The following is a 23,926-nucleotide window of genomic DNA, read 5'->3' as shown; positions in this document are numbered from 1 at the left end:
TATCCGTGCTTGTTTATGCTCTGCCGCTTTCGGCTTTACCCTAGGTGAGCACATAATCTTCCACATCGTGTGTTCCCCGATCGGCCCGCAGGACGGCGCCGACACCGCTGATACGGCGGCGTCGGCGAGACTCGGCGCCTCCCTGGTCCCTGTGCCCCCCGTGCTTCTGGAGCCGGGCGCGCTGACGCGGTGCCGCCATCGGGTGCACCTGGATGCCGCCAACCCGGATCTGCTGGTGGCCGCGCCCGAGAACACCGGGGTCAAGCAGCGGCAGGAGGCGGCGGCCGCGCAGCGCGAGGCGGTCCGGGTCCGGCTGATGGACGCCGACCCCGACGCGTGGGTGCGGATCGCACCCGACGGCCCGGCCGGGCAGCGGGCCCGCGACACCCTCGAGGCGTGCCGAGCCGGAGCCGACAAGATCTGGGGCGCGATGCTGCCCGCCGAGCGCGATACCGGACGACGCGGCCGCGTCGAGATCCTGCTGCGCGACGTCGACCGCGGCGGCTACATCCCGGTGATCGTCGTCAACCACAAGGTCACCGATCCGGGTCGGGGCGCTACCACGTCGGGGCTGTTCGAGTGGGCCCCCGCCGTCGACGAGAAGCGTAAGGTGCGCGCGCAGCTGCGCGACCAGATGCGGCTGGCGCAGGTGTACCGGATGCTCGAGCGGCACGACCTCGCCAGCCCCGCCCTGCTGGGCGGCGCCATCGGCTACGGCGCCGACTGCGTGCTGGTGCACGATCTGTCCACCGTGCTGAGCGACTACGACGAGCGCTTCGCGGACCGGATCGCCGTCGCGCGCGGCGAGATCGTGACGGTGCCGTCGCAGATCGGCGAGTGCCGGTCGTGCCCGTGGTGGTCCGGATGCCGCGCGAAGCTCGAGGAGACCCGCGACGTGTCGCTGGTCGCGACAGGCTCCCGCGCCGACGTGCTCCGCGAGCACGGCGTGACCACCATCGAGCAGCTCGCCGCGTGGGAGGGCGATCCCCCGGAGGAGTGGCCGCACAATTCGTTCCACGACACCGTCGTCACCGCGAAGGCGTGGCTGTCCGGTGCCGCGCTGGTGCGCCGGCACGAGACGGTGACCGTGACCCGCGCCGACGTCGAGGTGGACGTCGACATGGAGAGTTACCAGGAGCACGGCGCCTACCTGTGGGGCACGCTGCTCAACGTCGCCGGCACGTCGGTGTACCGGCCGTTCGTGAGCTGGGACCCGGTGCCGACCGCCGACGAGGCCCGGTCCTTCGCCGAATTCTGGACCTGGCTCATGGCCGAACGCGCCGCCGCCGCCGCCGTCGGGAAAACCTTTGCCGCCTACTGCTATTCCCGCTCCGCCGAGGACAAGTGGCTGCTCGACTCGGCGCGCCGCTTCGCCGGCACCCCGGGCATCCCCACCGTCGCCGAGATCCGCGAGTTCATCGACAGCCCGCAGTGGGTGGACATCTACCAGGCCGTCGGCGACAACTTCGTATGCCCGAACGGCAAGGGGCTCAAGAAGATCGCCCCCGTCGCCGGATTCCACTGGCGCGACGCCGAGGCCAGCGGCGAGGCGTCGATGAGCTGGTACCGCGAGGCCGTCGGCTACGACGGCGACCCCGACCTCACTCAGCGGCAGCGACTCCTCGAGTACAACGAGGACGACGTCATCGCCACCAAGGTGCTGCGGGAATGGATGTCCGACCGGGCGATGGACGAGATCCCGCACGAGTCGGAGCTGTAGCGCGGGTATCTCGAGCCCCGGTTCCCCGCGTTTTGCGCACTTATCGCTCTTTCGCGGCCCTCGATTCCGCGTTTCGCGCACTTAGCGCGGGGGCGATGAGTTCTGGGGACGTTGCGGGTCTGTACCTGTGACAGCACCCCACGAGACGGGAGACACCCCATGACCGCGCAGTTGCCCGCCGCCGAACTCGACCGACGGTACAGCGCCGAGAGCGCGCCGCCCTCCACGTGGGAGCAGGTGACGGCGGCGCTCGACGCCGCCGAGGTGTTCTGGCTGTCCACCGTCCGGCCCGACGGGCGACCGCACGTGACACCGCTGATCGCGGTCCGCGTCGACGACCGCATGCACTTCTGCACCGGCCTGGACGAGCAGAAGGCACGCAATCTCTCGGCGGCCGACGCCTGCGTGCTGACGACCGGGACGAACGCCCTCGGATCCGGGTTGGACGCCGTGGTCGAGGGACGGGCGGTGCAGGTCTCGGATCCGGAGTCGTTGACCCGGATCGCCGACGCCTACCGCGCGAAGTACGGGCCGGACTGGAGCTTCGACGTCGCGGACGGCAACTTCGTCAACACCGTCGGCGGTCCGGCGACGGTGTTCCGCATCGAACCGGCCGCCGTGTTCGCCTTCGCGAAAGGTGAGTACGCGCAGACGCGTTGGCGGTTCTGACGGCTCAGTTCTCCCACAGCTCGGTGCTGCGGGTGTCGATCGACCCGACGATGCGCCGTAGGGCGTCGTCGACCGGTTGCGGGTCGATCCGGCGGCCGTCCCGAAGGCGCAGGGCGACATGGCCGTCGGCGGCCTCCTTGGGGCCGATCACCGCCTGGTACGGCACTCGCCGAGAGTTCCGGATCCGGGCGCCGAGGGTGCCGTCGGCCCGGCTCACCGCGTGCGCACGCAGGCCCGAATCGAGGCAGCGCTGCACCAGACGCTCGGCGTCGTCCGTCTCGTCGTCGGTGACCGGCAGGACCACCACCTGGGTCGGCGCGAGCCAGGCCGGGAAGGCGCCGTCGTGCGCCTCGATCAGGTGCGCGACGACTCGTTCGAGGCTGCCGATGATGCTGCGGTGGATCATCACCGGCCGATGCCTGGCGCCGTCGGAGCCGATGTAGTGCAGGCCGAACTGCTCCGGTTGGTGGAGGTCGACCTGGACGGTGGACAGGGTCGATTCGCGGCCCGCGGCGTCGGAGATCTGCACGTCGATCTTGGGGCCGTAGAACGCGGCCTCGCCAACGACGGCGTCGTACGGGACGCCGGAGGCGTCGAGGACCTCGGTGAGTATCGCGACTGACCGCCGCCACAGTTCGGGTGCCGCGACGTACTTGCCGCCCGGTCCGGGCAGCGACAGCCGGTACCGGGATGGCCGGATGCCGAGCGCGTCGTAGGCACGGCGAATCAGGTCGAGGGCGGCGCGTGCCTCGTCGGCGACCTGGTCCGGGGTGCAGAAGATGTGGGCGTCGTTGAGCTGGATTGCTCGGACGCGGGTGAGGCCGCCCAGCACGCCGGACAGCTCGGAGCGGTACATTCCACCTAATTCGGCTATGCGTAAGGGTAATTCGCGGTGGCTGTGCGATCGGGAGCGGTAGATCAGGGCGTGGTGCGGGCACAGGCTCGGGCGTAGCAGTACCTGCTCGGCGCCGAGTTGCATCGGCGGGAACATGTCGTCGCGGTAGTGCGACCAGTGACCGGAGATCTCGTACAACTCACGTTTGCCCAGGACCGGCGAGTAGACGTGCCGGTAGCCGGCCCGCCGCTCGATGTCGCGGACGTACTCCTCGAGGGTGTGGCGCACGGCCGCGCCGTCGGGCAGCCAGTAGGGCAGGCCCGCGCCCATCAGTGGGTCGGTGTCGAACAGGTCCAGTTCGCGGCCGAGTTTGCGGTGGTCGATCATCTTCGGTCTCCTCGCGGATGGGGAGCGAGTGACCAGACGACGAAGCCCCGGGGCACTCGCCCCGGGGCTTCGGACTCAGTCAGCAGTCAGCGCGCCGGGACACTCTCCGGCGTCGTCGTCGCAATGGCGCGCTGCATGTCGGCCACGGTAGCAGCCGAATCAGGCACGCGCATCAACTTTTTCGCATTGTTACCGCGGCGCCATGCGCAGCGCGCCGTCCATGCGGATGGTCTCGCCGTTGAGGTAGTCGTGCTCGGCGAGGAACTGCGCCAGCTGCGCGTACTCGTCGGGCTTGCCGAGGCGCGACGGGAACGGGATGCCCGCCTCGAGGTTCTTGCGGTACTCGTCGGTGACGCCGGCGAGCATCGGGGTGTCGATGGTGCCGGGGGCGATGGTGTTGACGCGGATGCCGACCTGCGCGAGGTCGCGTGCGGCGGTGATCGTCATCGCGTGCACGCCACCCTTCGACGCGGTGTACGCGATCTGGCCGATCTGGCCCTCGAACGCCGCCACCGACGCGGTGTTGACGATCAGGCCGCGCTGGCCCGAGTCGTCGACCGTCGGTAGGTGCTGCATCGCGTTCGCCGCCAGGCGCATCACGTTGAACGTGCCGAGCAGGTTGACGGTGATGACCGTGCGGAACAGTTCCAGGTCGTGCGGGCCGTTCTTCGACAGGATGCGGCCCGCCCAGCCGACACCGGCGCAGTTGACGACGATGCGCAGCGGCACACCCGACTCGGTGATCTGGTCGATCGCCGCCTGCACCTCGGCCTCACTGGTGACGTCGGTGGGGATGAGGGTGACGCCGGCCGGCACGCTGTCGCCGGCGCGCTCGATGGACTGGGCCAGGTCCAGGCCGAAGACGGTGGCACCCGCATCGGCGAAGCGCTTGGCGGTGGCGGCCCCGAGACCGGATGCCGCTCCGGTGATCAGTGCCGCGGTTCCCTGGATTTCCACTGCTGTTCCCCTTCGGTCCGGGTCGGCCCTCATCGGCCGGCCGTGGTGATCTGCACCCTAACGCGGGGTGGTGGGCGGCGCTGGACCTGTGCTCACATCGGTCCACCCGATGTCGCCGCGAGGTCGTGCCGGTGCGCCCACGCGGCGACGTCGCCGCGCTCGAGCGCCACCGCCAGCAGGTCCGGGAACCGGTCCGGTGTGCACGCGAACGCCGGAACGCCCAGTGCGGCAAGTGCTGCCGCGTTGTCCCGGTCGAACGCCGGTGCGCCGTCGTCGGACAGGGCCAGCAGGACCACCACCTGGACCCCGGCATCACGCATCGCGGCCACCCGGGACAGCATCTCGGCGCGGATCCCGCCCTCGTACAGGTCGGAGATCAGCACGAACAACGATTCGGTGGGGCGGGTGATCAGCGACTGGCTGTACGCGATCGCGCGGTTGATGTCGGTGCCGCCGCCCAACTGGGTACCGAACAGCACGTCCACCGGATCGGACAGCCTGTCGGTGAGGTCCACCACCGCCGTGTCGAAGACCACCAGCGAAGTGCGCAGCGCCCGCATGGATGCGAGGACCGCACCGAACACCGACGCGTACACCACGCTCGACGCCATCGACCCCGACTGGTCGATCGCCAGCACGACGTCGCGCTGCACCGCCTGGGATCGGCGGCCGTAGCCGATCAGCCGTTCCGGCACCACCGTCCGGTACTCCGGCAGATAGTGCTGCAGGTTCGCGCGGATCGTGCGGTGGAAATCCAGGTCGCGCAGCTTCGGATTGGTGGTGCGCGCCGCCCGGTTCAGGGCCCCGGTCACGGCGGAGCGGGTGGCCCGGGCCAGGCGTTCCTCGATGCCGCGCACCACCCGTTCCACCACGATCCGGGCGGTGGCCTTGGTGGCTTCCGGCATCACCCGGTTCAGGCTCAGCAGTGTCCCCACCAGGTGGACGTCCGGTTCGACGGCCTCGAGCAGCTCCGGTTCGAGGAGTAGCTGGGTCAGCCCGAGCCGTTCCATCGCGTCCCGCTGCATCACCTGCACCACCGAGGTGGGGAAGTAGGTACGGATGTCGCCGAGCCAGCGCGCCACGCGCGGTGCGGAGCCGCCGAGACCGGCACTGCGCCGGGGGTTTCCGTCCGCGGAGCCGCGGTCGTCGTACAGCGCGGACAGGGCCGAGTCCATCGCGGTGTCCGACGCCGATGCCAGTCCGCCGGTGGACTCCTCGGCGACGTCGCCGAGCAGCAGCCGCCAGCGGCGCATCCGCTCGTCGTCGATCGGTGTGGTCATGCCGGGATTCCCAGGATCAGGGCGGTGGCCGTCAGGGCGCGACCGCCGCGGTCGGTGTCGAGGGCGCCGTCGGTGACGGCGGCCCGTTTCCCGTCGCGCAGCACCGCGCCGAGCGTGCGGCGTTCCGCGGGTCCGAACCCGCCGAAGGTGCGGCGCAACGCCGGCAGCGCGTCGACGAACTCGTCGGCGTGCAGCCCGGACACCCAGGCGTCGACGAGTGCGAGCAGGTCCCGGTCGTGGACGAACAGCAGTCCGCTGCCACCGGCGAAGCCGTCGATCCACCGGGCCTTCGCGGCGGCCGCGACACCGGCCGACAGCGCCCGACCGACCCGGGCGGTGGTCTCGGGGGTGTCGAGCCGGCCCACGTCGCGCAGCAGTCGCACGGTGCGGCCGGTGAGCAGCCCGTCGGCGTCGTCGCGTCCGGCCAGCGTCGTGAGGGTGTCGAACCACCGGTCGGTCGACGCGGGATCGTCGCGCAGGGTGAGCGCGGCGTGGACGGCGTCGAGCGCGTCGCGCAGCCCGTCCGCCGCGTCGGTGTCGAGACCGGTCACCGCCGCGGGCAGGCCCGCGCAGATGCGCACCAGCAGCGCGTCGACGACGCGGTCGAGCGCGGAGAGGTCGGTGCCGCGTACGTCGCCGTACCGGAGGGTGCGCACCAGCGGCGGCAGCGCCGCCATCAGGTGTGCGACGTCGTGGTCGAGGGCCGCCGCGGTGTCGACGGCGTCGAGCAGGTCCGCGACGGTGTCGCGCAGGTCGGCGAGCAGGGCCTGCTCGAGCAGCCCGGTCACCTCGGCCAGCGTGACGTCGGGCCGGGCGGCGCGGTCGCGCACCACCGCGTCGGCGGCGGTGGCGACGGTGGTGCCCCAGCGCGCCGCCTCCACCACCGCCACCGCGAGTTCGGGACGCCACCGCAGTTTCCACGATTCCCGGAACGTGCCGGTCGACCGCACCGTGGACTGGGTGGGCACCGCCCACTCCACCTCGATCAACCGCAGCCGGTGCAGCAACTGCGACCGCTGCCGGTCGATGTCGGTGCGCAGATCCAGGTCCAGATCCTTGTCCGTCGGGGAACGCTTGAGCCGCAGCGACTTCGATCGGGCCTGCAGGTCGGCCTCGAGCGGGACCGTCGGGGTGGAGTCGGGGACCTCGCCGAGGGACTCCCCGACGACCAGGCGCCGCGTCACCAGGTCGAGCAGCACTTCGTCGCCGTCGCACAGCACCGCGCGCGTGGCCTCGGTGACCTCCGCCAGTCCCGGCAGCGGCCGGTCCCGCAGGGCCGCCAGGGTGTCCGCGAGCCGGGTCGCCTCGATGACGTGTGCGCTCGACACCGGTAGGTCCTCGGCGCGCAGAACCCGCGCGACCCGGGTCAGCCACCGCGCGACCGTGTCGTCGGGGGCGGTGAACAGGTGCTCGTACCAGCCGGGGGAGACGATGCCCGCGCCGTAGCCGGACGCGATGGACAGCCGGGAGTGTGTCCACGGCACCCAGGTGAGCGACGCCTTGACCTTGGGGAGCCCGCGCAGCAGGCGGGCGTCCGGCGCGGCCGGGCCGAGTCTTCCGGCCAGGGCGGGCGCGTGCATCGCCCCGCACACCACCGCGATCCGCAGCGCACCCGCCTTGATCGTCGTGCGGAGCACCTGCCGCATGTGCGCTTCGCGGCGCGCGGTGTGGTCGTCGAGCTCGACGCCGTCGCGCAGCGCCGCCATCGCCTCGGTGATCGCATCGAAGGCCGAGGCCGGGTCGTCTCCGTCGCCGGTATGATCTTCATCTTCGACTGCAGGGCAACGGGATTCGACGACGGTATCCCACCACTGCTCGAAGTCGCCGTAACCGGCCGCCGCCGCGAGTGCGGTCAGCGGATCCGGCCGGGTGGTCTCGTCGGCGCCGCGGTCCGCGGCGAGCGCGAGCGTCGCCGGCAGGTCACAGAACCGGACATCGGCGTCGTGGGTCACCGCCCAGTGCAACGCCTGCCACTCCGGCGAGAACACCGCCAGCGGCCAGAATGCCGCGCGCGCAGGATCGTTCGCGGCGTAGCCGAGCAGGGCCACCGGCGGCCGCAGCCCGTCGTCCGCGGCGAGCGGGACGAGCGCATCGGCGTCGGCCGGCCCCTCGATGAGCACCGTGTCCGGCTCGAACGCGTCGAGGGCGCGCAGCACGGCCCGCGCGGATCCGGGACCGTGGTGGCGGATGCCGAACACCCGCACCTGCGCGCCGGCGGTCGCGGTGGTCACCCCGTCACCTCGCGGCACGCCCGGTAGAAGTCGTCCCATTCGGTGCGGTGGCGCACCACGGCCTCGAGGTATTCGGTCCACACCACCCGGTCGGCCACCGGGTCCTTGAGGACGGAGCCGAGGATGCCGGCGGCGACGTCCGCCGGTCGCAGGGTGCCGTCGCCGAAGTGCGCGGCCAGGGCGAGACCGTTGGTCATCACGGAGATCGCCTCGGCGGTGGACAGCGTGCCCGACGGGGACTTGAGCTTGGTGCGCCCGTCGGCGGTGACACCGTCGCGCAGTTCCCGGAACACGGTGACGACGCGGCGGATCTCCTCTGCGGCGGCCGGTACCGGCGGCAGTTCCAGTGCGGCGCCGAGCTGTTCGACGCGACGGACCACGATCGCGACCTCGTCGTCGGCGCTCGCCGGCAGCGGCAGCACGACGGTGTTGAAGCGGCGACGCAGCGCCGACGACAGGTCGTTGACGCCGCGGTCGCGGTCGTTGGCGGTGGCGATGACGTTGAACCCCTTCGCCGCCTGCACCTCGGTCCCGAGTTCCGGAACGGGCAGGGTCTTCTCGGACAGGATGGTGATGAGCGCGTCCTGCACGTCGGCGGGGATACGGGTCAGTTCCTCGACCCGGGCGATGGCGCCGTCGCGCATCGCGGTCATCACCGGCGACGGCACCACCGCGGCGGGCGTGGGGCCCTCGGCGAGCAGTCGCGCATAGTTCCAGCCGTAGCGCACCGCCTCCTCCGCGGTGCCGGCGGTGCCCTGCACCAGTCGCGTCGACTCGCCGGAGATCGCCGCGGCCAGATGTTCGGACACCCACGTCTTCGCGGTGCCGGGCACGCCGAGCAGGAGCAGGGCACGGTCGGTGGCGAGGGTCGCGACCGCCACCTCCATCAGGCGGCGCGGACCGATGTACTTCGGGGTGATCACGTTGCCGTCGGCCAGAGTGCCGCCGAGGAGGTACGTCACCACGGCGTGCGGCGACAGGCGCCACGACGGCGGCCGGGGGCGGTCGTCGGCCGCGGCGAGCGCCGCGAGTTCGTGTGCGTACTGCTGCTCGGCGTGGGGGCGCAGCAGTGCGGGCTCGGTGGTCAGGGTGTCGGTCACGTCAGCTCCTCGTGAAGGTGTCGGCGGTGGGTGAGGATGTCGGCCGCGGCCGCGAACAGGGCCAGTCGATCGAGGTCCCCGGTGCGTGTCGCGGCGTCGGACAGCACCGACTCGAACTCGAACGGCGCGCGGTGCCCGAGCAGGTCCACCGGGTGCCGCACCCGGGCCGTCTGGTCCCGGGACGCGTACACCGCCCGGAGCACCGCGGCGGTCACGTCGTGCGGCCACGGGGCAGGCTCGCGTCCGGCAGCACCCCGTCGGGGGTGGCGAGCAGGTGCGCGACGACGACGTCGCGCGGCAGGTGCGCGGCCACCGGCGCGGCGACGGTGCCCTCGCGGCGCAGCAACGCCACCGCCCAGGCAGGGTCGCGCTGCGCGGCGACGGCAGCCGACCACGCGTGCTCGAGCTCCGACCTGAACGGTTCGGCCACCGTCAGATGCGGCAGATCCTCTGGGGTGACACCGATCTCGGGCCACACCGACAGCGGTGCGGCCTGTACGGCCAGGGTCAGTACGACGTCCGGGCGCCGCGCGGTGCGGTCGTCGAGGCCGTCCCGCCCTGCGGCGTCGTCGAGGCGGTCGGGCAGGGCCACGGTGACCACCCCGTCGGCGACCTCGATCCACTCCCGCAGGCGCCGCGTCATCCGCTGTCCGTACGCGGAGTGCGGCAGCTGACGCAGCAGCCCCGCCGCGGCCTGCCGCACGCGTCGGCTGCGGTCGTCGAGGGCCTGCTCGAGCAGGGGTTCGTCGTCAGGGCCGATGCCGACGGCGAGTTCGGAGACCAGGGCGGCGCGTGAGTCGGCGTTCTCGGACCGCCACGCCGCCGACAGTCGCGAGGTCGCCGCGGCCGGGTCGCTGCGGCGCAGGGCCGCGAACCATCGCCGCCGCACGGCGGGGGTGCCGTGCCGCCAGTCCTCGTCGTCGGACGGGTCCGGGTCACGTAGCGCTGCCCAGTCGGGGTTGCGGGCGGCGAGCCATTGTCCGCGCGGTCCCGCGAGCGCGACCAGTCGCTCCCGGTGCGGGGTGGGGCGGACCGCGGCGCCGAGCACCTCGACGAGCATCTCCGGCGGGGATCGGAAACCTGCAGCGGCATCGAACCATTCGGGCAGCAGCGGGGAGTCGACGACGAGCAGGGAACGCAGTCGCGCCGCGGCCGCCGCCGGCAGCAGCGGACGCGGATCGTCGGGGGCGGGTGCCGGTATCGCTACTGTCGTCGGTGCGCTTGCCCCGGCGAGGAACACCGACTCCAGCGCCGCCGCCGCGAGAAGCGTCGGAGCAGGCTCGCCGTCGAGGGCCGTCGCCGCGGTTGCGGTGTGCAGGCCGGACAGCGGCGTCGTCGATCTCGCGGTCCCGAGAAGTGCTGTCGCCGTGAGGGACTCCGGATAGGGACGGATCATGCGGCGATCACCGTGCCGGCGTCGAACACGGATGCGGGCAGCAGTGCGGTGCCGTCCCAGTCGCCGCACACGGTGACCGGGTGGCCGCCGGAGACGGCGAGCAGCTGCCATCGTCCCGTGTCGTCGCCGCCGACCGGGAGGGCCCGCCCGGTACGGTCGACGACGTGCCAGGTTCCTGCGGTGACGGTGGGGGTGACGTCGGCGAGGAGCATCGGCCACGCGCGGATCCACGGGTCGGCGGCGAGTGCGGTGGTGTAGCCGTCGAGGGCGGTGACCGGGTCGGTGGCGCCGGGCAGGGTCGTGAACGGTTCCGGGGCGGCGTGCTGGGTGCCCAGTTGCGCACGTAGCGGTGCGGCGCCGGGGTAGTAATGCAGGTCGGCGTCGATGAGAGTTCCCGGAATCGGTGCAGCCGTATTGAATTGGGCGCTGCCGTGGGCGAAGTCGAGGAGCAGTGCCCAGCGGCCGGAGTCGCGTCCGCGCAGCCACGCCCGGCGGGTAACCAGACGCCCCTCCTCGGCGGTGCGGACCGCCAGCACCTGCCAGCGGTCGCGGACGGCGGGCTCGGCGCGCACCTCGTCGGCGCGCACGGGCACCCCGAGGTGTGTCTGCACCGAGCGATTCAGCGGTTCCGGCAGCCGGCCGCGGTCCCGAAACGCGCGGATCAGCAGGTGCAGGCGCGCGTACTCTGTCAGCAGCGGCGCCGGCCAGTCCGGGGCGGTGGCGACGAGCGTCGGCAGCGCGCGCAGGGTGGCGGCGGCGCCGGGGGCCTGCGCGTCGACCATGCGGGCGGCGATCGCGTCGTAGGCGGCGGCGTCGTGGGCGACGGAGCCCAGGCCGGCGACGATCCGATCGGTCAGCCACCGGTCCAGCTCGTCGAGACCGGCGGCGATCCGCTCGGTGCGGCGCTCGGTGGTGGCCGGATCGGGTGCCGCCTTTGGGGATGCCTCGGGGGTGGCCGCCGCGCGGGCGGCCCGGGTCGCGAGCCAGTCGGTGACGAACTCGGGGGCGGCGGCGGTCGGCACGGCACCGTCTGACCAGCGCAGCAGCAGGCTCACGGCGTGCTTGCACGGGAACTTGCGGCTGGGGCACGAGCAGCGGTACGCGGGGCCGGTGAGGTCGACCGCCGCGAGGTACGGATTCTTGCCGCTGCCGCCGCACGACCCCCACAGAGCGGTGTCGGTGCGGCCGGTGTCGGCCCATTTCGTCGCCAGCCCGCGGGCAGCCGACAGTGACGCCGCATCGGGTGCGGCGGCCACGACCTGCGCGGAAGACCAGGGTTCTGTCACGTCAGCAAAACGTACGGCAGATGCCCGACAAGATGCCAAGCGCGCAGGCCGTCCGTGGGCTTCGTCACGCAGGGCGTTACCGTGGTCGGCGAGTGTCCTGGGGAGGAGACATATGTACGGGGAGGGTCGTCTGGCGTTGCCGCCGGTTCCGGATCGGGAGACCGGTGAGCCGCGTCCGCCCGCGGCGCCGGGAGGGTCGAGGGGGACGAACGCGTTGTCCTCCGGACCCGTTCCGGATGCGCATCCTCGTGTCCCCGATCATCTGGGCCCGATGCTGGAGTGGTCGCTACCGAATCGCAGGTTCCGTCTGCAGATGAGCTTCGCCGCGGTGGCGCTCGGGGTCGTCTATTCGACCGTCGTGGACGGCTTCGCCTGGCTGTCGAATTGGCAGCTTTGGGCGTTCCTGGTTGCCTTTGGTGTCTTCGCGTACTGGCGTTTCGGCGGGCAGGAGTGGCGGGCGGCCGGCGCGGTGTGGTTCCAGGCGGGAAAGTCCTGGGCGAACACCTACGAGCTCGTCGAGGTCAAGGTCTCCGGGGGAAACCGCCCCACCTTGGAACTGAGGGATTCGTCGGGTCGACAAGCCGTGACGGCATTGGAAGATATTCGAGCAAGTCCGCGAACATGGGATCTCGTCTACAACGGCATTTTGCATTCGGCGGCCTCGGGCGACTGTTATGTGAGTGCGTCGGCGCGGAAGGCGTTGAAGCTGCCGTCGGTGGTCGTGACGGTGGATGGCTCTTCGGGTGATCGGATCCGATCAACTCGTCGACGGTCGGCGCGGGACGTGGCAGGGGGAGGCGTGATCTCGCGCGGGAACGGAGTCGTGCGGTGGCCTGATGAATGGCCGCGATCCGTGATCTCGATCTGGCTCGCGGCACCGCTGGCAGTTGCTTTCGTGTCCGGTGGTGTGGCACTTCTCAGTGTCACGGGCTGGGCTGCCGGCGCAGTAATCAGCATGTGGTTCTTCGCGATTGGGGCGATGTTCCTGTCGGCGTGTGGACGGCCCAGGCCGTCGGCGCTGTCGGGGCGGGTGCGGGTCGAGAAGCTGGTCCCGAGCACCGGGGAGATCATTGACAGCGGCACGCCCGGGATCCTGATCCCGGTGTCTCGTTGGTTCTGGTTCCGGAATCTATCGATCTCACTCGTGGTGCTGCTCGCCGGACCGGCCTTCACGTTCATGTACATCGATCCGGAGTCCGATATCCCGCTTCCCGTCACGGTCGGCGCGTGGATCTTCACCCTGTTCGGGATCTGGTTCGCCGGTGTGACTTTGCTCCCCGGAGGCGGCTTTCGTCCCCGAATCCACCTGTCGAGAGAAGGCATGTTCGTGAGCAGCAACACCTCGTGCGCGTTCACGCGGTGGACCTCGGCGGACTCCGCAACCGCGACCCGTCAGGGGAGGGTGAGGACCATCGCGGTGAGCGGCGGCTACCCCGCTGTCGTAAAGCGACGGCGCTGGGGCCGCGACAACCTGGTCGAGTACCCGGACATAAACGTCAGCGCCCTGTCCTTCGATATCGACAGCGCCCTGCTCCTCGAGGTCCTGGACCGAGCTGTCGGGGACGAACCGGGCTGGCGGGACAAGCTCGGGAACGGCGAGGCGCTGCGGGAGTTGAAGTCCCTCCACTCCCAGGTGAACGCGCGATAGGGATGCAGGTGGGGTCAGCTGGTTGGGCAGTCGACATGCCGATCCGGCCGCGGGCTATGGTCTGGGTGAATTCGTTGCTGCCTACCGCAGAGGGAGTACTCGATGTCCATGACCGAGGTTTCCGCCGACCACCCGTACAGCCCGGCGTTCGTGGCCGCGGGGCTCGTATTCGTCTCCGGCGCACTGTCCGTCGATGCGACGGGGGTTCCGGTGCCCGGCCGCATGGCAGCGCTCGACGCTGCGGTCGACCGGATGGTCGAGCGGCTGGCGACGGTCGGCGGCGAACTGAAGGACGTCGTCAAGCTCACCTACTTCGTGACCGACCTGTCGTTGCGCGAGGAGACGAACCGACAGTTCGAGCGTCTCTTCGACGCTCCGCGTCCCGCCCGCACCTTCGTCGAGGTGAGCGGGCTCCCTTACGGCGCGACGGTTGAGATCGACGCCGTCGCGGCGGTGAACGACCGAGGCTGAGGCTCGGGAGTCGATCGGCGGTCCGTGCGGTGCGGTGTCAGCGTCCGGAACCAATCGTGTTGAGCGCCTGCATATTCGACTGCTCTGCTGCGTCGTAGTCGGCCGCGACCTTCTCGAACACGGCTCGCATCTGCTCGACGACGGTGATGTGGTCGGCGAGGGCGCGGTCGAGGGGGTACTCGCCGCCGGATGCCTTTTGCTCGAACTTGCGGGTGAGGGCGAGGCCGGACGGCAGCGAGCCGAGCCCATCGATGCGGGTGAGTTCGCCGGATTGGACCTTCAGTTCGCGGAGTTGATCGATGAGTTCGGAGCATCGCTGCGCGCATTTCTCGGCGACGCCGGGCTCGAGCGTGAGGTGGCCGGTGTCGATCATCGCGCCGATCTCCGGCCAGGATGGGATGCCGTTCATGGGAGTGTCCTTCCGGTCAGTGGGGGATGGACGGGGCGAGCGCCGCACTATTGCGGATCGCCAATGGGCACGGGCTGTCCGAGGCCGGGAGCCCGTCGAAGTAGGTGGATTTGATCATGATGGCGTCGGGTCCGGAGGAGAAGGCGACGTCGCAGTATTCGTTGCGGGTGTCGTTGGACTCGCGGACGGTGAATGCGCTGCGTCCGTCCACGTCGACGGGTGTGACGTCGTGGAAGCGGTCGTTGGCGAGGATGTCGTCGAGGGGACGCCCGGCCGCGAAGACTGTCACGAAGTAGTCGGGGCCGCGCCACCGGCACAGGCTCCACCCGGGTTGCTTGACGCCTACGATGTCGCGCGACTGGGTCGCGGGGTCGACGCCTGCGGCCCGTAGCGCGTCGTCGGGAATGCTGCACGGGTCGAACTGGGGTTCGCCGGACGGTGGCTGCGCCGTCTCGGCCTGCCCCCCGACGGTGGTCGTGCCGCAACCGGTGAGTGCCAGGATTCCGGCCGCGGCGCAGACCGCGGTCCGGAACCGATTCGATGACCTCACGCTTCCCCCTCGTGTCCGCAGATGTACTCATTTGAACAGACGCACAGGGAGCGCTCTCGGTTCCGCGTGTGTCGGGGTCGAGAATCAGGTCCGGCCGACCGAGCTGTCGGCACCGGCGGATACAGTCGTCTGTTCGCTTGTTGGTGCTGGATAGGGGCCTGGTCACGTGATCACTGGTGAGATCAAGAGCAAAGTCGACGCCGTCTGGGATGCGTTCTGGACGGGCGGCATCTCCAACCCGCTCGAGGTGATGGAACAGATCACGTATCTGCTGTTCATCCGGCGGCTCGACGACGAGCAGACGCTCGCCCTCAGCCGCGCCAACATGCTCGGCAAGCCGGTCACCGGCAACCCGTTCCCGGTCGGTACCGACGAGCAGGGTCGCGACTACGACGAGTTGCGCTGGTCGCGGATCAAGAACATGTCCGCCGACGAGGCGTTCGTCGTGGTCGACCAGCGGGTATTCCCGTTCATCAAGACCATGCGCGGCGACGACTCCACCTACGCGCACTTCATGAAGGACGCACGGCTGTCGATCCCCAACGCCGGCATGCTGCAGCGGGTGATCGACCGGCTCGACAAGGTGCCGATGGGTGATCTCGACACCAAGGGCGACATCTACGAGTACCTGCTCGCGAAGATCGCCAGCGCCGGCCAGAACGGCCAGTTCCGCACGCCGCGGCACATCATCCAGCTGATGGTCGAGATGATGGCGCCCAAGCCCGGCGACCGGATCGTTGACCCGGCATCCGGTACCTGTGGCTTCCTCGTGGTGGCGAGCGAGTACATGCGGGCCAACCACGCCGACGCGATCGCGTCGGGTGCGGGCAAGGAGCAGTACCACCACGACATGTTCCACGGCTTCGACTTCGACAATACGATGCTGCGAATCGGCTCGATGAACATGCTGCTGCACGGCGTGGAGCAGCCGGACGTGCGGTATCGGGACTCGTTGGCGGAAGCTAACACTGGTGATGCGGGTGCGTACTCGATGATTCTCGCCAACCCGCCGTTCGCCGGCTCGCTGGACTATGAGAGCACCGCGAAGGATCTGCAGCAGGTCGTAAAGACGAAGAAGACGGAGCTGCTGTTCCTGGCGCTGTTCCTGCGGCTGCTCAAGCCGGGCGGACGGGCGGCGGTGATTGTGCCGGACGGTGTTCTGTTCGGTTCATCCAAGGCGCACAAGGAGCTTCGCCGGATTCTGGTCGAGGATCAGAAGCTGGACGCGGTCGTGAAGCTGCCGTCCGGTGTGTTCAAGCCGTACGCGGGAGTGTCGACGGCAATCTTGTTCTTCACCAAGACCGACTCCGGCGGCACAGACAACGTGTGGTTCTACGACGTCCAGGCCGACGGATACTCGTTGGACGACAAGCGGAATCCGGCTCTCGGCGAGGAGAAGCTCGGGGTGTCGGCGGTGCTCGACGAGTCCGAGCACGAGAAGAATAATCTGCCGGACGTGTTGCGGCGCTGGGCTGATCGCGATGGATCCGAGGTGGATCGGGCGCGGACTGAGCAGAGCTTCTGCGTGCCGAAGGAAGACATCGCGGCGCAGGGGTATGACCTGTCGCTGAACCGGTACAAGGAGATCGTCCACGAGGAAATCGAGCACCGGGCACCGGACGTGATCCTCGACGAACTGGAGCGGATCGAGAAGGAAATCGGCGACGGCATGGCTCAGCTGCGGGAGATGCTGACGGGTGGTGCGGAGTGACGATGTGGCCGATGGTGGCGTTGGGCGATCTCTGCACAGCGGTCGGCGGTGGCACTCCGACGCGCACCAATCCGGAATTCTATGGATCCGACATCCCGTGGGTAACGCCTAAGGACATGAAGCGCTGGAATATTGGCGAGTCGCAGATCGGTATCACACACCTGGGCTTGGAGAAGAGTGCAGCACGGCTCGTTCCTGAAGGATCGGTGCTGATCGTCGTGCGCTCGGGTGTCCTCAAGCACACACTGCCGGTTGGCCTTGCCGGGGTACAGGTTGCAATCAACCAGGATATGAAGGCGCTGCTCTGCAATTCGGATGTAGCACCAGACTATTTGGCGCGCTTCGTCAAGTGGAAGTCCGGCGAGATCCTTCAATGGGTACGAGCAACGACGGCCGACAACTTCTCAATTGACAAGCTCAAGCAGTTGCCGGTTCCTCTCCCCCCGCTCCCCGAGCAGCGCCGAATTGCCGCGATCCTCGACCACGCCGACGCCCTCCGCGCCAAGCGCCGCGAAGCACTCGCCCGCCTCGATGAGCTGACCCAGTCGATCTTCATCGACATGTTCGAGAATGATCGAGAAGTTGCTCAAACGGTAAAGCTCGAAGACGTTGCATCTGTCTCATCCGGCATTACCAAGGGGCGGAAGTTGCCGAGCGCTCCCTTGCAGGAAGTGCCGTATCTCGCGGTCGCGAACGTGCAGGACAAGGCGCTCGATCTGTCTGCAGTGAAGACCATCGCGGTCACCGACGCTGAGATCGACAAGTATCGGCTCGAGTGCAACGACTTGCTTCTCACCGAGGGCGGTGACCCGGACAAGCTCGGGCGGGGATGTCTGTGGAATAGCGAACTGCCCGAGGCTATTCACCAGAACCACATCTTCCGTGTCCGACCAGACACAGAGCGAGTGAATCCCGTCTTCCTGAACTGGGCTGTAGGTAGCAGACGTGGGAAGGCGTATTTTCTGCGATCCGCAAAGCAGACCACAGGGATTGCATCGATCAACATGTCACAGCTCAAGGCATTCCCTCTGCCCCTGCCGGCTTTGAGCTTCCAGGAGGAATTCGCACGAAGAGTGGAAGGGATCGGCCAAATGAAGACGCGCCAACTGAACGCTCTGGCGGAACTCGACGCCCTTTTTGCTTCGCTCCAATACCGAGCCTTCCGGAGCGAATTGTGATCCCCGAGAACGAGAATGCGATCCTCCCCGCCTGGCCGGTGTTCGTACGGCCCACGCTCGCGGTCCTGTCGGACGATCGGACCTGGCGGACCGCTGACCTTCGCGAGGCCGTCGCCGACACGATGCAGTTGACCGAAACTCAACGCGCTGAGCGACTGAACTCCGGGCAGAGTCGCGCCGAGAACCGCGTCGGCTGGGCGCTGTCGATGCTGAAACGCGCGGGTGCGGTTACCCAGATCCGCAACGGCTACTCCGAGATCACCGAGTGCGGGCATCAGTTTCTCGCCGAGCATCCGGAGACGATCACCGAGGCAGATCTCGTGGCCGTCCCGGCCTTTCAGGAATACGTTCCCAAGCCGCGCAAGGCTTCTCCGAAGGACGCAATCGAGGACGGACCGTCGTACTGGTTCGTCGGCGCCTACTACTCCGACTTCGATCCTCAGGATCAAACTGGACGATTCCTCGCGGACGGCATCTGGGAGAACGGCTACGCCGACAAGTACCTCGATGAGGTCAAGTCGATGCAGCCCGGCGAACGCATCGCCATCAAGGCGGCCTTCCACCGCGCACGTGACATCCCGTTCGACACCAACGGCCACAGCGTGTCGATCATGGCGATCAAGGCGATCGGCACCATCACCGCCAACCGCGGCGACGGCCGCACCGTCGAAGTCGACTGGGACCCACAAGAAGACGTCCGCGAGTGGTTCCTCTACACCAACCGCCTCACCGTCTGGCGCGTCCGACCCGGCGACTGGCGCACCGACGGACTCATCGACTTCGCCTTCGAAGGTGAAGAGCAAGACCTCGACCGCTTCCGGAACTCTCGGTTCTGGGCCGACCGCTTCGGTGACGACGCCGGCCTCGCCGAGGCGCCCGACGTGGACGACGAGATCGGTGCGGACGACGAGGAACTGCAGGGCGCCCAGCAGGGCTACACGCTCGCCGATATCGTCGCCGACGGCTGCTTCGTCCCCGCCCCGGTGCTCGGCGACTACCTGGATGCCCTGCGTATCAAGAAGAACCTCATCCTGCAGGGCCCGCCCGGCACCGGCAAGACTTGGCTCGCCAAGCGCCTCGGCTACGCCCTCATCGGTGGCAAGGATCGGAACCTGCTGCGCGCCATCCAGTTCCATCCCACCCTGGCGTACGAGGACTTCATCCGAGGATGGCGGCCCAGCGGCGACGGCAAGCTGCAGCTCGAGGACGGCATCTTCCTCGACATCGTCAATGCCGCCCAGGCCGACCCCGGGCACAACCACGTCGTCGTCATCGAGGAGATCAACCGCGGCAACCTCGCCCAGATCTTCGGTGAACTGCTCACGCTCCTCGAGAACAGCAAACGGACACCCGACGAGGCCCTCGAACTGTCCTACCGCCGCCCCGGCGAACCGCCCACATACCTGCCCGAGAACCTCTACATCATCGGCACCATGAACCTCGCCGACCGCTCCCTCGCGATCGTCGACTTCGCGTTGCGCCGCCGCTTCGCCTTCCGCAACCTCGAACCCAACCTCAACGAGGCCTGGCGCCGCTGGGTGTCCGAGCACAACGGCATCCCCGACGCCTTCCTCGCCGCGCTGGCGCACCGCATCGACGCGCTCAACGACAGCATCGCGGCGGACCGCTCGCTCGGCGACCAGTACCGGATCGGGCACAGCTTCTTCACGCCGTCCGGCAAGACCCGCATCGGCGACCCGGACAGCTGGCTGCGGCAGGTGGTGGACTCCGAGATCCGTCCGCTGCTCGACGAGTACTGGTTCGACGACCCGGAGCGCGTGCGGAAGGAAGCGGAGGCACTGCTCGGGTATCCGCTGTGACCGGCGTGATCGTCAGCGGCCGCACCCGGATCCCCGTCCGGAACCTGTGGCTGCTGATGCTGTACGCGTCGAGCCTGTACCGGGCCGACGAGTCGCTGCGCCGCGGCGGCGTCGAAGAGAATCCGGAAGACCTGTGCGACGTGGTCGCCGAGATCCTCGCCGACGCCGTCGAGACCCGGCTGCAGCGCACCCTCGGCCAGGCCTACAGGCCGCGCCGCGCCGCGCTCACCCGGGTGCGGGGCCAGATCGACGTGCTCGAGACGACGACCCGACAACTCCTCTCCCGCGGTCGCGTCGCGTGCCGGTTCACCGAACTGTCCGTGGACAATCCGCGGAACCGGCTGATGCGCACCGCCCTCGCCGTCGCTGCGGGACGGGTGCGCAGCGAACGACTCTCGGCGCGGTGCCGCCGGCTCGCCGCCACCCTCGTCCAGGCCGGCGTCTCGCCCCGGCCCATCGGACGGGGCGAGGTCGTCGGCGTCGTCCTCGGCCGCAACGAGGCGACCGACGTGGCTGCCGTCGACGCCGCGAAACTGATTCTGGCGATGGATATTCCGACCGAGGAGGACGGATCCGGTCACCGCTGGGCGGCATCGCGGGACGTCGCCGAGATGCGTCGCCTCTACGAAGCCGCGGTGCGCGGGTTCTATCGCGCCACCCTCACCGCGCCGTGGCAGGTGCATGCGGGCGAGAAGACGCTCCGCTGGCCTACCGAGGAGGCGACGAGCCGGGTGCGTCAGATCCTGCCGGTGATGCGGGCCGACACCATCCTCGAGACCGTCGACCGGCGGATCGTCGTCGAGACCAAGTTCACCGACGCGCTCAAGTCCAACCGGTACGGCGCCCTCAAACTCGCTCGTGGACACGTCTTTCAGCTGTACGCCTACATCCAGTCGCAGCACGAGCAGGACGCGCTCGCCGCCACCGCCGAGGGGGTGCTGCTGTATCCGACGGTGGGGGAGCACCTCGACGAGTCGGTCCGCATTCAGGGCCACCGCTACCGTTTCCTCACCGTCGACCTCGCCGGCAGCGCCGTCGACATCCGTGCCGCACTTGCCGCGGTCACGGACGAACCCACCATCGAACTCGAGGACAGTCATGAGTGAGATCCATCCGGCGGCAAGCGACGAGAACTTCGAACGGCTGCGCCAGGAACCGTTCTTCGAGGTGGTGGTCGACCTGATCGCCGGTTATCTTTCGTCCGCATTCGACGACGCGGCGTCGGGCGAGGTGGACCAGTGGACGCTGACGTGTCTCCCGACGACGAACAAGACCGCCGAGAGTGAACGTCTCTTCACCCTCAACATCGGACCGATGGAGGTGCTCTACGTGGAGCGGTACACGGAGAACGGCGAGACCGTCGACTACCGCACCGTGCTGTACACGTCGAAGTCCGCGCTGATGCGCGGCACCGGGTACAGCCTCGACGGCCTCACGATGGCAAACCCGTTGCTGCGTTTCCGCGAAACCGAACTGGCCTCCGCGGACGGCGACGGTGTGGTGATCGACTGGTTCCTCTCCGACGAGGGCGCGGACGACCAGTTCTTCGAGCTTCCCCTCGACGAGACGACCATCCGCCCGCTCGCCGAGCGACTTGTCGGTAAGGGTCGAGGCCCGTACGCGCAATATCACAATCGACGGTTCGCGCAGCATGTGCTCGACGTGATGACAGAAGAGGCCTGACATGACGATTCGTCTTCCGAAGGTCCTCGCGTCCGGTGACGACGGCGCCGCAGTCGAGGTGTTGCAGCAGTACTTCCGCGCGCCGTGGGTGAAGACCGGCCGACTGCGCAGCGGCGCGCTGTGGGACGAATGGGATTCCAGCGGAACCCGCGAGCGCGACGTCGACGTCTTCACCGCCGACGACTTGGTCGCCGTCACGCTGCTCTCGGTTGCGGTATCCCCGGACGGCGCCGACATCATCCTGCGCGAGCGCCGCGACGAGTTCGCCGAGCTGCTGCGGGAGGTCGGCCCCGACCGCGACCTCGTCGACGAGGCCGACGAGATGACCCCAGAGTCGCCGGCGTGGCGGCTGGAGACGGCGCTGTGGACGGTCCCTAGCGTCGGGCGGACCGTCGCCTCGAAACTGATCGCGCGCAAGCGCCCGCGGCTCTACCCCATCTACGACCGTGTCGTCGGCGAGGTTCTCGACACCAAGAAGGCGCACCTCAACCCCGTCCGGCAGGCCCTGCGGGACAACGACCGCGAACTGCACAACCGGCTCGTCGCGTTGCGGGAACGGGCGGAGTTGCCGGCCGCGGTCCCGGCCATCCGGATTCTCGACGTGCTTGCGTGGATGCAACTGAAGGCACCGGGCTGAGCGCTCGACTCGATCGCAGCTCTGCGCGCCGCTGTGCACAGGAGTGCCTATTTGAATGCACAGCTGACCTCCTCATGAGCGAGATGAGCCTGAATCGGCGACGAATTGCAGGCGAAAAGTACGTCTTGAACAGGAAATATACACAAATAGTCACAAATGTAGAATGGAGTGTGTAGGTGGACTATCCTGTGGGCATGTCGTGGACAGCGGAGCGGCTACAGGACGTCCTGGCGGATCTGCGGACGCGCGGCGGTGATCGTACGGAGATCGAAGTGAAGCGCGCCTCTGGTGGGTGTCCCGGTTTGGCCGAGACTCTCTGCGCCTTCGGCAACATGCCCGAAGGCGGCACCATCCTGCTCGGAATCGWCGAGGCACGGGACTTCGAGGTCGTCGGTGTGACGTCCGTGGCTGACATCGAGAAGGGGGTTGCGTCACAAGCGAGAAACGCCGTCGCGCCACCCGTCAACGTCACGTTCGAGCATGCGATCGTCGACGGCCGCGATGTTGTGATTGCCGGTGTGGCCGGGCTTCCCGATTCCGACCGGCCGTGTCGACTCGTCAGAGGCGGTGCTGCTTACCTACGGCAGGGCGACGGGGACTATCGGATGTCGGATCAGGAAGTAGCGCAACTGATTGCGCTCCGAAACCGGCCACGATACGACGCGGATGCGGTGCAGGGATCGTCGACGACGGATCTCGACAAGCGGTTGGTGACGTTGTTTCTGTCGGAAGCGAGATCGTCGTCACGACGGCTTGCGGACGCCACGGACGGCCAGATCCTCCGATGGAAAGGCGTGACTGCATCGGACGGCACGACTCTGACGATTGCTGGGCTGTACGCACTGGGGCAGTTTCCTCAGCAGTTCGCCCCGTCGCTGGCCATCACCGCCGCKGTCGAACTACCTGATCGCACGGAAGGCCGCACACGTGATCTCGTCCATCTGGACGGGCCGATTCCCGAAATGCTCGATCATGCGATGGAGTGGGTGCGTCGTAACACTCGCAGCGTCATTCGATACGGCGCCGACGGTCACGGAGTCAACCAGAGTGAGATTCCGATGATCGCCGTCCGTGAGCTGATCGCAAACGCGCTCGTACACCGTGATCTCGGTCCACACACGCAGAGCAAGCGGGTGGAGATCCGTTTGCGGGACGACAAGCTGATCATCGCGAACCCGGGTGGCCTCTGGGGGATCAGCCGAGACCAACTCGGAATGCCGACAGGTAAGTCGGCGGTCAACGAGTTCCTATACGAGATCTGCAAACTGACGAGAACGACGATGGGGAACCGTGTTGTCGAGGGCGAAGGGGGTGGGATTCGAGAGGTGCGATCCGCACTGCGCCAGGCAGGGATGCGTCCTCCGGAGTTCCATGACACCGGCGTCAGGTTCACCGCCATCGTGCCGCGCCATGCCCTGCTGTCACCCGATGACCTGTCCTGGTTGGCGGCCGTTGTCAAGGATGCGCCGCTGTCGAACGTGCAGCGGCAGATCCTCGCATCCATGCGGCATGGGCAGGAGTGGACGAATTCGTTTGTGCGAGAGGAGTTCGCACCGATCGACTCGGTTGCCGCCCGCGCAGTGTTGCAGGGCCTGGTCGCCGCGGGATTCGCTGCGGCGAGCGGAGATCGGGGCGGCACCACTTATCATCTTGCGCCGAACCTTGTCGAAGGAAACGAGCGGACCGTGCCCACTGTCGAGATCCTCGACAACCCGGTTGCCGCGTCCGAGGTGTCTGCGCCAGGGGCGCCGGCCAACTTGATGGCGATCTCGTCCAATGCGTCCACCATCTGGGACGCGCTCGATCAGCCCAGGTCCGTCCGAGAGTTGACAGAGGTGACAGGACTCGGGGCGCATCAGGTCAGGTATGCGCTTGCCAAGATGGTCGACAATGGAATCGTTCACGTCGACGGCGGCCCGGGGCGCCGAGGTACCCGATATCGCCGTAGCTCTTGACAA

At 68.6% G+C, this 23,926-nt stretch carries 21 protein-coding genes; 11 read left to right on the top strand and 10 right to left on the bottom strand.

Annotated elements, in window-relative coordinates; all coding sequences use genetic code 11:
* The first annotated feature begins 160 nt into the window (after positions 1-160).
* Positions 161-1,720: a TM0106 family RecB-like putative nuclease gene (locus tag AB4Z09_RS14020; protein ID WP_441346838.1), complete on the top strand. Its 1,560-nt coding sequence runs from the start codon at positions 161-163 to the stop codon at positions 1,718-1,720.
* 159 nt (positions 1,721-1,879) lie between these two features.
* Positions 1,880-2,389: a pyridoxamine 5'-phosphate oxidase family protein gene (locus tag AB4Z09_RS14015; protein ID WP_442240008.1), complete on the top strand. Its 510-nt coding sequence runs from the start codon at positions 1,880-1,882 to the stop codon at positions 2,387-2,389.
* A 4-nt stretch (positions 2,390-2,393) separates the two neighbouring features.
* On the opposite strand, the gene thrS is transcribed toward AB4Z09_RS14015, so the two are convergent.
* The 8 genes from thrS to AB4Z09_RS13975 form a co-directional block, all read right to left on the bottom strand.
* Positions 2,394-3,647, bottom strand: coding sequence for a threonine--tRNA ligase (thrS, locus tag AB4Z09_RS14010; protein WP_442240029.1), 1,254 nt, complete (start codon positions 3,645-3,647; stop codon positions 2,394-2,396).
* A 153-nt stretch (positions 3,648-3,800) separates the two neighbouring features.
* Complete coding sequence (locus AB4Z09_RS14005; protein WP_114724000.1) at positions 3,801-4,568, bottom strand: SDR family NAD(P)-dependent oxidoreductase; 768 nt, start codon at positions 4,566-4,568, stop codon at positions 3,801-3,803.
* A gap of 92 nt (positions 4,569-4,660) precedes the next feature.
* Entirely contained in the window at positions 4,661-5,848 is a 1,188-nt protein-coding gene (locus tag AB4Z09_RS14000) for a VWA domain-containing protein (protein WP_174907342.1), read from the bottom strand.
* Positions 5,845-8,118 carry a DUF5682 family protein gene (locus AB4Z09_RS13995; protein ID WP_174907344.1) on the bottom strand — a complete coding sequence of 758 codons (2,274 nt, stop codon included), beginning with the start codon at positions 8,116-8,118 and terminating at the stop codon, positions 5,845-5,847. Before AB4Z09_RS13995 ends, AB4Z09_RS14000 begins: the two co-directional genes overlap by 4 nt.
* Entirely contained in the window at positions 8,076-9,179 is a 1,104-nt protein-coding gene (locus AB4Z09_RS13990) for an ATP-binding protein (RefSeq protein ID WP_174907346.1), read from the bottom strand. The genes AB4Z09_RS13995 and AB4Z09_RS13990 overlap by 43 nt, the downstream gene beginning before the upstream one ends.
* Positions 9,176-9,394 (bottom strand): hypothetical protein, encoded by a 219-nt coding sequence (locus AB4Z09_RS13985; protein ID WP_442240007.1) that lies wholly within the window; start codon positions 9,392-9,394, stop codon positions 9,176-9,178. The genes AB4Z09_RS13990 and AB4Z09_RS13985 overlap by 4 nt, the downstream gene beginning before the upstream one ends.
* Positions 9,391-10,575, bottom strand: a complete 1,185-nt coding sequence (locus AB4Z09_RS13980) for a DUF5691 domain-containing protein (protein ID WP_442240006.1) — start codon at positions 10,573-10,575, stop codon at positions 9,391-9,393. Before AB4Z09_RS13980 ends, AB4Z09_RS13985 begins: the two co-directional genes overlap by 4 nt.
* Positions 10,572-11,861, bottom strand: coding sequence for an SWIM zinc finger family protein (locus AB4Z09_RS13975; protein ID WP_442240005.1), 1,290 nt, complete (start codon positions 11,859-11,861; stop codon positions 10,572-10,574). The genes AB4Z09_RS13980 and AB4Z09_RS13975 overlap by 4 nt, the downstream gene beginning before the upstream one ends.
* A 313-nt stretch (positions 11,862-12,174) precedes the next feature.
* On the opposite strand from AB4Z09_RS13975, the gene AB4Z09_RS13970 reads away from it, so the two are divergent.
* Together AB4Z09_RS13970 and AB4Z09_RS13965 are read left to right on the top strand one after the other, a co-directional pair.
* On the top strand, positions 12,175-13,509 hold the full coding sequence (locus tag AB4Z09_RS13970; RefSeq protein WP_442240004.1) for a hypothetical protein: 1,335 nt from the start codon (positions 12,175-12,177) through the stop codon (positions 13,507-13,509).
* Between the two features lie 102 nt (positions 13,510-13,611).
* Positions 13,612-13,980, top strand: a complete 369-nt coding sequence (locus tag AB4Z09_RS13965) for a RidA family protein (protein ID WP_442240003.1) — start codon at positions 13,612-13,614, stop codon at positions 13,978-13,980.
* A 37-nt stretch (positions 13,981-14,017) separates the two neighbouring features.
* Here AB4Z09_RS13965 and AB4Z09_RS13960 read toward each other — a convergent pair whose 3' ends face one another.
* Together AB4Z09_RS13960 and AB4Z09_RS13955 are read right to left on the bottom strand one after the other, a co-directional pair.
* Positions 14,018-14,389 carry a hypothetical protein gene (locus AB4Z09_RS13960; RefSeq protein WP_442240002.1) on the bottom strand — a complete coding sequence of 124 codons (372 nt, stop codon included), beginning with the start codon at positions 14,387-14,389 and terminating at the stop codon, positions 14,018-14,020.
* Positions 14,390-14,405: 16 nt separating this feature from the next.
* Positions 14,406-14,939: a DUF3558 domain-containing protein gene (locus tag AB4Z09_RS13955; protein WP_442240001.1), complete on the bottom strand. Its 534-nt coding sequence runs from the start codon at positions 14,937-14,939 to the stop codon at positions 14,406-14,408.
* Between the two features lie 166 nt (positions 14,940-15,105).
* On the opposite strand from AB4Z09_RS13955, the gene AB4Z09_RS13950 reads away from it, so the two are divergent.
* From AB4Z09_RS13950 to AB4Z09_RS13920, 7 genes are all read left to right on the top strand, one after another.
* Complete coding sequence (locus AB4Z09_RS13950) at positions 15,106-16,650, top strand: type I restriction-modification system subunit M (RefSeq protein ID WP_442240000.1); 1,545 nt, start codon at positions 15,106-15,108, stop codon at positions 16,648-16,650.
* 11 nt (positions 16,651-16,661) lie between these two features.
* On the top strand, positions 16,662-17,828 hold the full coding sequence (locus AB4Z09_RS13945; protein ID WP_442239999.1) for a restriction endonuclease subunit S: 1,167 nt from the start codon (positions 16,662-16,664) through the stop codon (positions 17,826-17,828).
* Complete coding sequence (locus AB4Z09_RS13940) at positions 17,825-19,648, top strand: AAA family ATPase (RefSeq protein ID WP_442239998.1); 1,824 nt, start codon at positions 17,825-17,827, stop codon at positions 19,646-19,648. The genes AB4Z09_RS13945 and AB4Z09_RS13940 overlap by 4 nt, the downstream gene beginning before the upstream one ends.
* Entirely contained in the window at positions 19,645-20,754 is a 1,110-nt protein-coding gene (gene mcrC / locus AB4Z09_RS13935) for a 5-methylcytosine-specific restriction endonuclease system specificity protein McrC (RefSeq protein ID WP_254622718.1), read from the top strand. Before AB4Z09_RS13940 ends, mcrC begins: the two co-directional genes overlap by 4 nt.
* Entirely contained in the window at positions 20,747-21,331 is a 585-nt protein-coding gene (locus AB4Z09_RS13930) for a hypothetical protein (protein WP_174907370.1), read from the top strand. Before mcrC ends, AB4Z09_RS13930 begins: the two co-directional genes overlap by 8 nt.
* 1 nt (position 21,332) lies before the next feature.
* Positions 21,333-21,968, top strand: a complete 636-nt coding sequence (locus AB4Z09_RS13925) for a DUF6308 family protein (protein WP_429520114.1) — start codon at positions 21,333-21,335, stop codon at positions 21,966-21,968.
* A 176-nt stretch (positions 21,969-22,144) separates the two neighbouring features.
* Positions 22,145-23,923 (top strand): ATP-binding protein, encoded by a 1,779-nt coding sequence (locus AB4Z09_RS13920; protein WP_442239997.1) that lies wholly within the window; start codon positions 22,145-22,147, stop codon positions 23,921-23,923.
* Positions 23,924-23,926 lie beyond the last annotated feature (3 nt).

The organism is Rhodococcus sp. TAF43, assembly GCF_052113525.1.
Classification (GTDB): Bacteria; Actinomycetota; Actinomycetes; order Mycobacteriales; family Mycobacteriaceae; genus Prescottella.
This window is presented reverse-complemented; position numbering and strand designations above follow the sequence as displayed.